Raw genomic sequence first — 14,134 nt, 5'->3', positions numbered from 1 at the left:
TCCGGTTTATTAGTTTATTTGAGAGAAATAGACTTCTTCTAGGCCTGCATTGATTGGTATAAATCCATCGTTTGGGGGTACATCACTAACAATGTGAATTATCGGTTTTCCCAGAAATAGCTTATCGTTGATTACATGGTATTGACTTTTATACGTTTCTAATTCTGTTCTCGCAATGGATTTTTGGTAAATCTTTCCATTTAATTGTTCGATAAGCTGTAATGGCTCTCCTGTGAGTATCACTTTTCCTTGGTTTATGATTGCCATGTTGGTGCATAGTTCTTTGATGTCATCTACTATATGTGTTGATAAAATGACAATGGTGTTTTCTGCCAGTTCACTTAAAAGGTTATAAAAACGGTTACGTTCTAATGGGTCTAAACCCGCAGTTGGTTCATCTACAATTAATAGTTTAGGATTGTTTAGCAGTGCTTGGGCGATGCCGAAACGCTGTTTCATACCTCCGGAAAAATCACTAAGTTGTTGTTTTCTAACATCGTACAAATTTGTTTTGTAGAGCAAAGCTCTTACGATTTCTTTTCGTTCGACCTTATGGGTAATACCTTTTAATACCGCCAGATGATTGAGCAACACTTCGGCCGACATTCTCGGATATACCCCAAACTGCTGTGGTAAATAACCGAGAAGTTTCCGAATCGTTTCTTTATTCGTTTGTAAGTCGAAGTTATTAAGCAAAATAGTACCGCTGTCTGCGTCTTGTAAGGTCGCTATGGTGCGCATTAGGGTTGATTTTCCGGCGCCATTTGGTCCTAACAATCCGAACATTCCTCTAGGAATTTCTAACGAAACATTTTGAAGTGCTTGAACACCGTTATCATATGTTTTGCACAAATTTTGGATAATAAGATTCATACCGTCATTTTTATAATTGATTTCCCAAACCTACTTCCAAGCCTCGACCATTAAAAGAAAGGGGGACATATTGCTTCATAAAAGTGACCTATATAGTATAGGAAGTGATGAAGTTGTACGTCACAATTTTCGTTAAGTTGATAACCAGTTTTGGACCTCTTGTCAACTAATTTGCTCAAGGAACTTTATTTAAGTAACATTGAATGATGAATTTTAAATTTCCCAATAAGAAGACGATACTATCTATGCGTACTTTTCGCATCGCGCTGGCAGTTATTGGCTTAATCATTGTCGTATTTAATGATACTTTTGGTAAGCTAGAAGGATTTATTGAGTTTCTTTTTCTGTATTTCTTAACCGTTTGTGTTGCAGTATTTCATTGGTTATTTATCAATATTAAACTCATCCTGAACTTAAAAAATGAAAAGGCCAAAACCGAATTGGCACATTTGCAATCCCAGGTAAATCCGCATTTTTTCTTTAACATGCTTAATAACCTCTATGGATTGATCGACAAAGACAGTGAAAAAGCTAAAAAACTGATTTTAGAACTATCCGAAATGATGCGTTATAGTATTTATGAGGGGCAAAAAGAGTATGTTAGCTTACAACAAGAAGTTGATTTTATAAACAACTATATAGAGCTCCATAAAATGCGGTATCATAAAAGTATTAGCGTACATTATGATGTTAGGATAGAAGAAAATGAACACGTAAAAATAATGCCGTTGCTTTTCATTATTCTAGTAGAAAATGCATTTAAGCACGGTGTAGAAGTTTTGAAAGATCATGCATTCATTAATATTGCTATTCACGCTCTACAGAATGAAGTTATTTTGCAAATTGAAAATAATTTTGACATAGAAGTACATACCAAAAAAGGTATTGGATTAGAAAATTTAAAAAAACGGTTAACACTTGGGTACCCTAAAAAACACTCATTGAAAAACTGGATTAACAATGACAATTACAAAGTAAAACTTACACTAACCGTATGATTAGCTATATAATTGTTGATGATGAACATATTGCGCATGATATCATTAAAGGATATTGTGATACATTGCCTTATCTTACTTTTGTTCAGCATTGTTATGATGCTATAGATGCCATGGAGTGCCTGCGGAACAATAAGGTAGATTTAATTTTCCTCGATTTAAATATGCCAAAGCTCAAAGGGTTTGAGTTTTTAAGAGCACTACAACACCCGCCTAAAATAATAGTTACCACGGCATATCAGGAACATGCCCTTGAAGGCTACGAGCTGAATGTAGTCGATTATTTATTAAAACCCTTTAGTTTTGAACGCTTCATAAAAGCAATAAATAAAGTCACCATTGCTGAAGAAAAGAGCTCCATATCTCATATTAAAAAAGAGGTAGAAAGTTTGTTTGTACGCTCCAACAAAAGGCGCATACAAGTAAAATTGAATGATATTTTATTTGTTGAAGCTACAGGGAATTATATAAAAGTAGTGGTTACCAATGATGAAATTCAAGTAAGAGAAAAAATATCTGATATTGTTAATATACTCCCTCAAAGTGAATTTATTCAAGTCCATAAATCATTTGTAGTGGCAAAAAAGCATATTAACGAAATTGAAGGAAATAGAATTTTGATTGCTGATTTTGTGATTCCGATTGGGAAAATGTATAAGAATAATTTAAACATGTTATTTTAAGTATCACTTATTCTAATATTCAAACAATCAATGAATTGCCAGCGGTAACTCTATGACCAATATAGCGTATTATTTGTAATTGCAATTTAAATGATAGCACTAAATGATTTTAGATATTCAAAAATCTTCTATTTGAGTTTGCTAGTTAATTCGCACTTTGTCTACACGCTTTCATTATAGCAGCATATTTGTTAATAGGCTCTTTCTATTCGAACATACTTTTTATTCCATTTTTCAGCACAAAAATCGTTTTTACTTCTTCAGACTTCAGTGGTTTATCGAAAATGGTAAGCTCATCCATAAAACCAATATAACCAAGTCCCAGCATGATTTTTCCATTTTCTGCTTGCCAGGTAAATGGATCATTAACCCCCTTGATAACACCTTGAAATTTACCATCTAAGTATAGCCTAAATTCAGATGCTGTTGTATTAACTTCGGAAAAAACCATAGCCACATGTGTCCAGCTTTCTGATTGAAATGGAGAGGGGTCTACCGTTATGGTGCGCTTGTTCCAATCTGTCTCATCACTATCATTATTCGGGTCCCATACGCCAATATCTCCCATCGCTCCATACCGAAACCTTCTTGGAGTATGATTTGTAAAATCCACCCATAAACCAGCATCACTCCATTTGGAATCGGTAATACATATTGGATCGCAGTAATGTGGTGCCAATGTCTTATTGGGATCTAAACGTAACCAAAATGAGATAGTACCACTCCAAGAGCTACTGCTATAACCTACATTTTTATAGGCCTTGTAAAATACAGCAGCTGTTTTCGCTTGTTTGAAGTGAATGGCGTCACCCACAAGGCCTTGTCGCTTCGCGAGAACAATATTTGTATCATGTAGACCTGCTTTAGCAGCTGCAGTTTTTTTATAATTTTCAGCAGTATAAATATTATTGTCGCCAACGGCAATATCAGCAGATGATTTCCCATCAAAAGAGCTATAAAAAAGAATATGATCTTTCAGTTGTTTATGTTGTGAAACAGCAACGTATGAAGTGAGAAAAAAGAGTATTCTTAATATTGAGAACATCATAACAGTTTGTATATTTTTTGAAGATTAATCGTATTACTTTGTATTGTTGTGACTTATTTTAACAAGGGGTTAGTTTATGGGAGTTACTTACACTCCACGCCACTGCTTTAGAAACATGAATTTTAGCTGTGTCAAAAAGTGGAATGGTTACATCGGATTGTGAAATGAGTAATGGTATTTCTGTACATCCTAAAATCACACCCTCTGCACCTGCCAATTGAGCATTTTTTATGATTTCTATGATCTCTTGTTTTGCCGTTTTTGTGAATATACCTTTTAGTAATTCGCCATAGATGATTTCATTAATACGATTTCTATCTTTAGCATTGGGAATTACAACATCTAGCTCATAGTTTTCCTGAAGAATTTTGGTATAAAAGTCTTTCTCCATCGTATACTTTGTTCCTAAAAGCAGCACTTTTGTTTGGCCTTGTTGTTTGATAGTTGCTCCAGTGGCATCAGCAATATGCAAAAATGGAACCGCCACATCCTCTTTTATTCGATCACTAACAATATGAATTAGGTTTGTGCATAATAGGATGATCTCTGCTCCTGCCCTTTCCAATTGTTTTGCGCTATGAGATATGATGTCTCCTATTGCCTCCCACTGATTAGCAAATGTTAGCTGTTCTATCTCAGCAAAGTCAACCGAAACCATAATAATCTTAGCAGAATGCGAACCGCCTAGTAGTTGGTTGACCTTCTTATTAATAGCCTCATAATAGCCTTTAGAAGATTCCCAACCCATGCCTCCTATTAATCCAATTGTTTTCATACTAATCTTATTTGAAGTGAAATTAATGATAGCTTTGATAAAGCAGCTAAAGTCAAGTTGAATCCTTTTGAAACGATCGTTGATCATTTTTCAACTACTTAGGTTTGGATAGATTGTATCTTTGATTAATGGAGCTAAAATATTTTAGACTGATTAAAACCATCGTTGAAGAAGGTAGTCTCGTCAATGCAACAGAACGGTTGTTTTTGACCAAATCTGCACTAAGTCATCAATTACGCGAATTGGAAGAACGATTAGGCTTTAAGGTATTTATTAGATCACGAAATAAATGGGAATTGACCGAAGAAGGTGCGGAGTTATATAAGCTGGCTAATACGCTATTTAATGCTATCGACAAGAGTTTTGATGTTATAAAATATATCAAAGAAGGATCGCAAGGGACTATCAAATTTAGTGCAGAATGCCAATCGTTTTTTCCTATGATACCATCATTTATTCAAAAAATGGGAATACTATACCCTGAAATTGATATTGATGTGACCCTTGGAGCAACGCATCAAACGATCTCACAGGTACTATCAGGTGAAATAGATATTGCAGTGGTCACCTCAAAACCAGAATCCAATGAACTTTCTAGTATTTTTGTTTATGAAGATGAGATTTTTGCTACTATGCATACGGAGCATGTGTTAAATGATTTAACATATCTGGATGCCAGTCATTTTAGTACTGTTCATTTACTAATCAATTCCTTTCCTATAGAAGGTGTTGCCGTTTACGAACATTTTTTGAAACCAAATAAAATTCATCCATCGAAGATTTCCGCAATCCCTTTTACTGAAATTACCTTATCAATGCTAGAGGCAAACATGGGAATCATGTGTGCTCCTAAATGGCAACTAGACTCTTTTAAATTATCATCAGCATTGGTATTTAAGCGTATCGGGAAAAATGGGTTAAAACGGAGGCATTACCTTGTTGTAAAAAGTGAAAATCGAAATAAAAAATACATTCACGATTTTATATCAAATTTTAAAGAAGACCTTTTAGAAGTTTAAGCCTTTACTGCTTAACACCTAACGCATTATGCCATTTTTCAACCCCAACCCTTATTTTGTTATACATGCGGTAGGCCAATAAGGATAGTTTGAGTTTGGGTATCACGAAAAATAATATCCTGATATGTCTACGTTATAAAGCGAGACAATATATAAGAAACTAACATTTCGGCACTTCATGAATGTTTGGAACAGGAATTGATTAATATTAGATCGATAGGAGTAAAATTCAATTTGTTTAAACTTTAACAAATTTTATTAAACAAAATATGTAATTTTAACATCATAATAGTTAATTGAACTGGGAGTGCTATCACTCCATTGGAATTAAAACATATGAAAAATCAAGAACTTGTCCTAGACCATTACTTAGAAACTACTGAAGTATTAAACGGATTATCCCATGATGAGATTGGTGACGACCACTTATACACCGGAATCGAAACACCCATGAAACCGGATGCTTTCAAACTATCTGATTTCGAGAAAAAAGAAAAAATAGCAAACCTTTTTTCTCAGATCATGGATGTAATGGGATTAGATTTAACGGATGATTCTTTGCAAGGAACTCCAAAGCGAGTTGCCAAAATGTATATTGATGAAATATTTTCAGGCCTGAACCCCGATAATAAACCTAAAGTTGCACTTTTTGATAATAAGTATCAGTATAATCAAATGCTTGTTGAGAAAGACATTACTTTTTACTCTAATTGTGAGCATCATTTTGTGCCAATTATCGGTAAAGCCCATGTAGCTTACATTTCCTCAGGAAAGGTCATCGGACTTTCAAAATTGAATCGCATTGTACAATATTATGCAAAACGGCCTCAGGTACAAGAACGGTTGACCAACCAAATTGCGTTGGAATTACAATCGATTTTAGAAACCGAAGATGTGGCAGTAATTATTGATGCTAAGCACTTATGTGTGTCATCAAGAGGCATCAAAGATGATACTTCTGCTACCGTAACATCATTTTATGGTGGGGCATTTAACACACCTGAAAAAATACAAGAGTTATACAACTACATTAACAACTAAAATGTCCCCTATTTTAATAGTGTATGTAACCGAGATCATACTTTTCTGGTTACTGTAGCCTAAACATTAAGGTGATTGCATTAAGTGATCACCTTTTATATTTTATACTCGATTCGATAGTATTTTTAATTAATTCAAAACACCACTTACTCCTTATCTCCAACATACTCATACCCTTGATTAATTCCCTTTTCGAGTGCTGGCACCCCGCGTTTCATCCAAACCGGCTTGGGTGCTCCCTTTAGATAATGATCAAAGTACTGGGACATTCTCAAATTAAAATCTATACGGTTTTGCAATTTGAGCGGCCAATGGGGTTCGTCGTTATAATTTAAAAACCAGGAAGGTTTACCTAAACGCCGTAGACTGACAAAGAACTCGATTCCCTGATACCAAGGCACATGACCATCAGCATCATTATGCATAATCAATAAAGGGGTATTGATTTTATCGATATTGAAAATAGGTGAATTCTCTACATAACGCTTCGGATATTCCCAGGGAGTACCCCCTATTCTACTTTGAGTATGCTCATATTGGAATTGCCTGCTTAGACCTGTCCACCAGCGGATACCACCATAAGCACTAATCATATTGGGAACTGGAGCTCCGGACTCGGCTGCTTTAAAAATATTGGTTTTAGTTACCAAGTAAGCAATTTGATACCCGCCCCAACTATGACCTTGTACTCCGATCTTATCTTTATTGACAAAACCCTTCTCTATTAATGCGGTAATTCCTGGTATTACGCAGTTAAAGGCACTTTCGCCCGGATATCCATCACGATAATGTACATCAGGATTAAAAATGAGGTACCCGCGACTTGCGTAATACGAATAGTTAATGGTACTTCTACCATAGGAAGGAGCACGATGGCGATGTAACCCATTAGAGCTCTTTTCATAAAAATTCACGATCATCGGGTATTTTTTGGAAGGATCGAAGTCCTCAGGTTTTATCAACATTCCCTTTAATGGTTTGCCATCCAGCGATACCCATTCTACCAATTCCACAGTACCCCAGTTATAGTCATTTTGTTGTGGGTTCGCGTCAGTAATTTGCTTAGGAGAGGAAAAGGACAAGTCTGAACTCCAAAGGTTAGGAAATTCTGTAAAGGATTCTCTTGTAAATACCAGCCGCTGCTTTTTATCTTCTTGCGCCAACTTAGGACGTCCGTAGGAATAAGGTCCTTCGATTAATTGCTTAAGGGATTTCTTTTTGGGGTCATAGCTAGAGAATCCACCATGCTTGGTGGTTTCATTAAAAGTACTCAACAACCAAGTACCTTTGCGAGAAATCCCTTTTTCCTCCTCATTTAATTGCACATACCGATAACGTACATTTTTCGATCGTCCTTTTGTCAGGTTTTTAGATTCGCCCGTATCAGGATTAAAAGCCCAAATATCGAAACGATCATAAATTAAGAACTGTGCATCACCTTCTGTCCACCCTGCAGCGCCATAACTATAAGGGTCATCGGGATAATCGTGTAGTTCGTTATAAAATTGCCGACCCTTTGTCAAAGCAGTGTACTTCAATGTTTTTAGGTTATAAGTAAACCAGGTACTGTCCTTTCGGCTATACCCAAAAAGATATTGGCCTTTAGGACTTAGAGACGATCCGCCATAAACATTACTTCCTAAATCCGTGCGAATACCCGTCTTGAGCTCAACACGCTGTAAATCCATAGGTCGCTGTCCAGTCCATTGGCTTTGTAGCTGGTAGGGCGTGCCATTTCCAACAACTGCATAGGTACTATTACCATTATCGGCATAACTCACGAAATCGTATGTGGGATCAGCAATCTGAATCCAATTCGTACTTTTAAAATCATAGACAGATAAGTACGCCTTTTTCTTGTCTTTTTTCACGTCCAACTCTTGGACCGTATATAGTCTTGGCTCATCATAGGTCCAAACTTCAACATTAACGATTTCTTCCTCTAACAAGGTGGTGTCTTGTACAACTGGAGCAGTCCGCATACCAAAAAATAGACGCTCTTCGTTTTTTGAAAACCAAAGCGGTTCATCCATAGAAACCAATAATCGGGAAGTACTTTCCTCAGAACCTAAAAGTTCTTGGGCTTTCAAATTACCCTGCTTCCAACTATACAATTTGGATTTTTTGATAAGGCTTTTGGTAGAATCCGTATCTACAACAAATCCTATGCGATTCCCTGAATCAGATATTCCCAATTGAGGATACTTCGTTTTGTCATGACTTTCGAACAGCTTAGTACGTGTTCCTTTGTCAACATCATATCGATATACTCCTCCAGGTATATTTTTCTTTTCACCTGAAGTCGCATAGGTTAAAAATCGGCCTTCTTTTGCCATTTTATGCTGATGTACATATTTCAAGGTATCTTCTGCTCCATCAGTTAATCGACGAATGACTAAGTGAAAGCCATTGTCCTTAGACACCTTTTTCATTTTCTTTTCAGCCTTTGTACTATCTTTTTCTTTAGTCTTGGTTGAATCTTTTTTCGTCTTTTTGGGTGCTGCTAGATAATATGCGACAATACCTGACCATTTTTCTGGTAGTGTAAATGACTTAATATTCGGAATTTTTTGCGTAGTTCTACTTTTAATATCATAGATCACCAACGTGTCTTTTGGCAGGTCTTTTTTCTTGATCTTTCTTCGCTTCATTTCCTTAATACTATCTTTCCGAGCGTTGACGGTAAAAACAGCGTATTTAGAATCAAAAGAAAACTGTCCACTTTTCGTTCGTTCGTAGGACATTATGAGATTGCCATTTGTATTTAGAAGCTTCAGCGTTTTATCTTGTTCTCCTTTTTCTAGATGGTACATGATATAGTCACCGGAATTTGAAATTTCTACATTACGAATCCGGTTCCATAGTGCTTTGTCTTTATGTTGCATCACTTTTTTCTGAGCATTGCATACTGAGGTACTACTGAATAGCAGTCCAATTAAGGCTATAATAAATGGTTTTTTCATTTGATGAAGTTTCAAGACTAGTTAGTGTTCTAAAATTATAAAACATTCCAACAATATTGAGTGTTAATAGACCTATAAATAGTTATGAAGTCCTAAATACCATTCTTTGCTTTTAAACACTCAAACCTCTTAAGAGATGTCATGCGATATCACCAGTACACTACATTTAATATTTTCTTTACATTTTATTCATATTAACTGCCCTAGTACTTGTAAATTTACCGTTGTTATTAACATCATTTTTTTATGAAAAAGCAATTACTTTTTATTGCCCTTTTTTTAATTACTAATAGTATTGTCTTTGCGCAAAATTTGGTGCAATCTGGTCCTATGGTGTGTTACTCAACGATGCGAGAGGTATTACTTTGGGTGCAAACTACCAAAGCATCAGAAGTGCACTTCGAATATTTCGACAAGGAAAACCCCAATCAACGTTTAAAAACCGAAAAATTTACCACGGAATCCAACAATGGTTTTGTAGCGAAACTGATAGCAGATCAAATATTACCTGGTAAAAAATATGGGTACGAAGTATTTATTGACGGGGTGAAAGTCGAAAAGGATTATCCTATGGAATTTCAATCGCAAACACTTTGGCAATGGAGAACCGATCCGCCTGAAGTGAATTTTGCTATAGGCAGCTGTAACTATGTAAATGAAAAACGCTTTGACAGACCGGGAAAACCATACGGAAGTGATTTTGACATTTTTAAATCGATTCATAAAAAACAGCCCGATTTTATGCTTTGGTTGGGTGATAATACCTATTTGAGAGAAGTTGATTGGAATTCCAGAACCGGTTTTTTACACCGATATACGCACACAAGATCATTACCCGAAATGCAACCATTATTGGCTTCTACCCATCATTATGCGATTTGGGATGATCATGACTATGGTCCTAATAATGCCGATGGTAGCTTTCAGTTGAAAGAAACGGCTTCTGAAGTATTTAAACTTTTTTGGGGAAATCCCAATTACGATGTTATTAATAAAGGAGGTATTACGGGTTCATTTCAGTGGGCAGATTTAGAATTTTTCTTACTGGACAATCGTTATTTCAGAACGTCAAATAATAATTTTACCACCAAGCGTGAAATGCTGGGTAAGACACAAATAGATTGGCTTATTAATGCACTGGTTTCTAGCCGTGCGCCATTTAAGTTTGTTGCGATAGGTGGACAAGTACTGAATTCTGAAGCGATGTATGAAAACTATGCCACTTTTTCGCAAGAACGAAAGTATTTACTTGATAAGATTCGTGAAGCCAAAATTGAAGGTGTAATTTTTCTCGATGGTGACAGGCACCATACCGCATTGAGTCGTATGCAAGAAAGTGACAGGATGTATCCGCTATATGATCTTACGTGCTCTTCCCTAACTGCGGGATCTAATAACAATAAGGAAGAATTGAACGTCTATAAATTAGAAGAAACCCTAGTTGGGCAACATAATTTTGGAATATTAAACGTTAGTGGTCCACGTAAAGAACGTGTGCTAACTATCAATATATTTGATAAAAACGGAAAAGTACTCTGGACCAAAAAAATTAAAGCACAGGACTTAAAATATAAATAACCGCTATCAAACAGCGCTATTACTTAAAGGCATTGTTCAGCAGTTGTTGGAGGCTTGCCCAGGACTTTTGATCGGCCTCGGCATCATAAGCGAGCGGTAAGTCAAATTTCTTACCATTCGCATCCGCTGCTTTAGAGGTAAAACTGTGCTTCACCCCTGGATACGATATATACTCATAAGTAGCACCAATTGAATCCATTGCAGCTTTAAAAGCAGTTACTGACTCAGGACTTATAAAAGGGTCGTCAGCCCCATTACATACCAATATTTGGGCCTTTAGGTCTTTATTGGGCATAACCGGTACTTGTACTCCACTATGGAATGCCGCAACAGCATCAAGGTCAGCGCCGCTATTGGCCATAGTTAATACGACACTTCCACCAAAACAGTATCCAATGGCAGCAATATTTTCCGGATTTACAGATTCATGTTGTTTTAGCAAATCTAAAGCGGCGTTAAAGCGAGCGGTCGCTTCAGGTAAATTTGTCATTACGCTCATGGCAAACTTTCCTGCATCATTTGGGTGATTAGCTTGTTTGCCATCACCATACATATCTACAGCAATAGCTGTGTAACCAAGCTCTGCTAGCATGTCTGCACGTTCTCTTACATATTCGTTATGGCCCCACCATTCGTGCACGACAATCACACCTGGCCGCTTTTCTTTCTTATTTTCATCAAAAGCAAGATATCCTTTTAATTGAGTAGTGTCAGTAGCGTATGTAATTTCTGCTCCTTTTACTTTTACAACAGCCTTTTCTGGCTTGTCTGCTGTTGCAGATTTTTGTTTGCAAGAAGTGGTAAAAACAATAGCAAAGAATACGATGTAGGTTACTAGCTGCTTCATTATATATGATTTTTTGTAACCTAAAGATACTGATTATCATCATTTAAATAAGAAATGCCAAATGAATTATGATTCGAAACTGTTTAAAATGACAAAAGAACAAGTTATACTTGGCAGGCTGAAGTGATTTCACTTTTTCAGATCTGTTATGCCTTTGAATGCAACACCCACACTAGCGATTGAACCAGCCACTCCAATAAAAGCATTGCCTGAAAATGACAGCAATATTCCAGTTATTAATCCTAATACACCGATTGCGATTCCGAGTTTGGCAGAATTCTTCCTCTTTTTATCCATCATGAATTAGTACTATTCTTTATTCTTGTTTTTTTCAAATTCTTCGGATCTTTTGATTTGCTTTTCAATATCCCATTCTAGATTAAACCTATTTTTTAAATGCTCTGCAATTGGACCTAAACCTATTTCGGCTCTTCTCTTATCAATATTCACAGGATCATATACTGGCCAAACATCAAAGCTTTTAGTTTCTTTATAATATTTTATTTGGCCTCCATAAATTTGAAGATCTCCGCGGTCAGTGGCAATTCTATCTTCTGCCCTAACCAAAAATCTTGGATCGAGTTTTTTATTTATCACTGCCTCTCGCATCATTGGAAGATACGCTACCCGAACCTCTGGGCTTGAATGCTGAAGGACATTACAGATAGTAAGACTACCCTGTTCTCCAATACTATCTTTTGACGGCCAACCATGCGTAGAGAGTAAATCTTTGATTTTTACCTCGTTTATAATGTGATTCTTTTTATAAATTTCATTTTGAATTTTTCGCTTCTCCGATTCCATACCAAATATTGCTGCAAGAGAATCCCTTAATCTAATAGGTTCTTGCTCCGTTCTATATATGGTATCTAAAAATGCGATGAGATATTCGTTAGTAGATTTGTAATTATCTTGTAAATCAACTGTTTTTTTTTTGGAACAGCCTATAATAACGAATACTAATAATAACAAAGCGTATTTCATTCTTTTAAAATGCTGGATAACCAATGTATACTGCGAACTCCAGTCATGGGAAATGCTGTTTGATGATTACCCTCGATAGTTTCGTGTTTTAAAATTAGACTTTTATCGTTTCTTGATCGAAATAAACAAATCAATTCTTCAAAATTGTTCAGCTCTTTTTCTAAAGTACCATAAGAAATAAAAAGGTTGGAATTTAAGCTTTTATGTTTGTTATCCGAAAGAAATGGTGTGTCTTTATTAATGGTCGGACTACCAAGAATGTAATTTTTAAAGGTATCAGGCTGTGTGAGTAATATATATGCACCAAATTCTCCTCCAAGAGAGTACCCAAAATAAGTACGGTTGTTTGAGGCAACGTGATAATTACTTTCTACATACTTGATTACATCATTTCGAATAAAACTTAGATGATTTTTGGCTTGTCCTAAATGATATTTTGCTTGAATTTCGGATTTATGGTGTTCGCTTACGGAGTAATCTCGAAATCTACTTACATGTTCGCCTACCTCATTCATTAAATTGATATCGTTGTCTTTTTGCCAGGAAATTCCAACCAAAAGAGCATCTTCTAAAATGTATTCTGCAGCACCTGATAAGATTTCGATATGCCACATAGCATCGGTAAAATAAATTACCGGATATTGTTTGTCGTTGTTCTTCGAGTATCCTTCAGGTAGTTTAATATACAGTTCGTATTGTCTATTAGCTTGCCTATCTTTTATAGGAACTACCTGGATTTTTGGTAATTCTAGATAAGACTTTTCTATAGCGGTCGAATCAGTTTTCAAAGGATTGTTTTGAGCAAAAACCGTGCTAAGCGATAAGAAAATAGTGAGTATTGGTAAATAGGTGATTTTCATAATTGTCCTTTTGGTTTTAGTACGGTCTTAGTGTTTCTATAATCTAAGCATCCACCGAAAATATGTCAATATTTTCGAAGTCGCCTGAGCCCATATTCCTATTAAAAAAGAGGCACTTACCATCAGGTGAGATGAAAGGCTGTCCAACCCTTGGCGATATAACGGACTCTTGCCATCGATTATTTTTATATTGAAAAACAACAGATTCCTTTTTTATTTTCCGTACTATCTCCAACTTCTCTGATGAAATAAAATTCTTTTAGGTCTGGAGTGAACACACCGCCATATTTCCAACCTGCTGTGGTAACTACTTGGGGAGCAAAAACAACAGGCGTTTCATCCGGAGGACTTTGTCCAAGATAAAGTTCTTCTATTGACATTTGGTCATTGCCTGCTGTTTGATTTTTTTTGGAATTGCAGGCATACAAAAAAAAGCATACCCACAGCTATTAAAATGAAGTTTGT

14 protein-coding genes are annotated in these 14,134 nt (G+C 36.0%); 5 read left to right on the top strand and 9 right to left on the bottom strand.

Features of this window, described 5'->3' with window-relative positions:
* Nucleotides 1–9: 9 nt before the first annotated feature.
* Nucleotides 10–873 carry an ABC transporter ATP-binding protein gene (locus tag ABN763_RS02790; protein WP_410483890.1) on the bottom strand — a complete coding sequence of 288 codons (864 nt, stop codon included), beginning with the start codon at nucleotides 871–873 and terminating at the stop codon, nucleotides 10–12.
* A 203-nt stretch (nucleotides 874–1,076) separates the two neighbouring features.
* On the opposite strand from ABN763_RS02790, the gene ABN763_RS02785 reads away from it, so the two are divergent.
* A complete protein-coding gene (locus tag ABN763_RS02785) occupies nucleotides 1,077–1,871 on the top strand; it encodes a sensor histidine kinase (RefSeq protein WP_410483889.1) in 795 nt (264 codons plus the stop codon).
* Complete coding sequence (locus ABN763_RS02780) at nucleotides 1,868–2,554, top strand: LytR/AlgR family response regulator transcription factor (RefSeq protein ID WP_410483888.1); 687 nt, start codon at nucleotides 1,868–1,870, stop codon at nucleotides 2,552–2,554. The genes ABN763_RS02785 and ABN763_RS02780 overlap by 4 nt, the downstream gene beginning before the upstream one ends.
* 205 nt (nucleotides 2,555–2,759) lie before the next feature.
* Here ABN763_RS02780 and ABN763_RS02775 read toward each other — a convergent pair whose 3' ends face one another.
* Nucleotides 2,760–3,602 carry a LamG-like jellyroll fold domain-containing protein gene (locus tag ABN763_RS02775; protein ID WP_410483887.1) on the bottom strand — a complete coding sequence of 281 codons (843 nt, stop codon included), beginning with the start codon at nucleotides 3,600–3,602 and terminating at the stop codon, nucleotides 2,760–2,762.
* Nucleotides 3,603–3,660: 58 nt separating this feature from the next.
* A complete protein-coding gene (locus ABN763_RS02770) occupies nucleotides 3,661–4,377 on the bottom strand; it encodes an aspartate/glutamate racemase family protein (protein WP_410483886.1) in 717 nt (238 codons plus the stop codon).
* Nucleotides 4,378–4,505: 128 nt separating this feature from the next.
* On the opposite strand from ABN763_RS02770, the gene ABN763_RS02765 reads away from it, so the two are divergent.
* Nucleotides 4,506–5,396 carry a LysR family transcriptional regulator gene (locus ABN763_RS02765; RefSeq protein ID WP_410483885.1) on the top strand — a complete coding sequence of 297 codons (891 nt, stop codon included), beginning with the start codon at nucleotides 4,506–4,508 and terminating at the stop codon, nucleotides 5,394–5,396.
* Nucleotides 5,397–5,732: 336 nt separating this feature from the next.
* Nucleotides 5,733–6,437 carry a GTP cyclohydrolase I FolE gene (gene folE, locus ABN763_RS02760; RefSeq protein WP_410483884.1) on the top strand — a complete coding sequence of 235 codons (705 nt, stop codon included), beginning with the start codon at nucleotides 5,733–5,735 and terminating at the stop codon, nucleotides 6,435–6,437.
* 146 nt (nucleotides 6,438–6,583) lie between these two features.
* Here folE and ABN763_RS02755 read toward each other — a convergent pair whose 3' ends face one another.
* Complete coding sequence (locus tag ABN763_RS02755) at nucleotides 6,584–9,400, bottom strand: alpha/beta hydrolase family protein (RefSeq protein ID WP_410483883.1); 2,817 nt, start codon at nucleotides 9,398–9,400, stop codon at nucleotides 6,584–6,586.
* 246 nt (nucleotides 9,401–9,646) lie between these two features.
* On the opposite strand from ABN763_RS02755, the gene ABN763_RS02750 reads away from it, so the two are divergent.
* Nucleotides 9,647–10,978, top strand: a complete 1,332-nt coding sequence (locus tag ABN763_RS02750) for an alkaline phosphatase D family protein (RefSeq protein ID WP_410483882.1) — start codon at nucleotides 9,647–9,649, stop codon at nucleotides 10,976–10,978.
* Nucleotides 10,979–10,997: 19 nt separating this feature from the next.
* Here the strand turns inward: ABN763_RS02750 and ABN763_RS02745 are convergent, their stop codons facing one another.
* The 5 genes from ABN763_RS02745 to ABN763_RS02725 all read right to left on the bottom strand — a co-directional run bounded on the left by ABN763_RS02745 (nucleotide 10,998) and on the right by ABN763_RS02725 (nucleotide 14,049).
* The gene (locus ABN763_RS02745; protein WP_410483881.1) at nucleotides 10,998–11,825 is read right to left on the bottom strand and encodes a dienelactone hydrolase family protein; all 828 of its coding nucleotides are present in this window, start codon (nucleotides 11,823–11,825) and stop codon (nucleotides 10,998–11,000) included.
* Nucleotides 11,826–11,954: 129 nt separating this feature from the next.
* Entirely contained in the window at nucleotides 11,955–12,122 is a 168-nt protein-coding gene (locus tag ABN763_RS02740) for a hypothetical protein (protein WP_410483880.1), read from the bottom strand.
* A 12-nt stretch (nucleotides 12,123–12,134) separates the two neighbouring features.
* Nucleotides 12,135–12,809 (bottom strand): DUF6624 domain-containing protein, encoded by a 675-nt coding sequence (locus ABN763_RS02735; RefSeq protein WP_410483879.1) that lies wholly within the window; start codon nucleotides 12,807–12,809, stop codon nucleotides 12,135–12,137.
* A complete protein-coding gene (locus tag ABN763_RS02730) occupies nucleotides 12,806–13,669 on the bottom strand; it encodes an alpha/beta hydrolase (protein ID WP_410483878.1) in 864 nt (287 codons plus the stop codon). The genes ABN763_RS02735 and ABN763_RS02730 overlap by 4 nt, the downstream gene beginning before the upstream one ends.
* Nucleotides 13,670–13,854: 185 nt before the next feature.
* Complete coding sequence (locus ABN763_RS02725; RefSeq protein ID WP_410483877.1) at nucleotides 13,855–14,049, bottom strand: hypothetical protein; 195 nt, start codon at nucleotides 14,047–14,049, stop codon at nucleotides 13,855–13,857.
* Nucleotides 14,050–14,134: the final 85 nt, after the last annotated feature.

Source organism: Spongiivirga sp. MCCC 1A20706 (assembly GCF_046524175.1).
In the GTDB taxonomy this organism is placed as follows: Bacteria; Bacteroidota; Bacteroidia; order Flavobacteriales; family Flavobacteriaceae; genus Spongiivirga.
The sequence above is the reverse complement of the archived record's forward strand: the minus strand, read 5'-3'. Positions and strand labels throughout refer to the sequence as shown.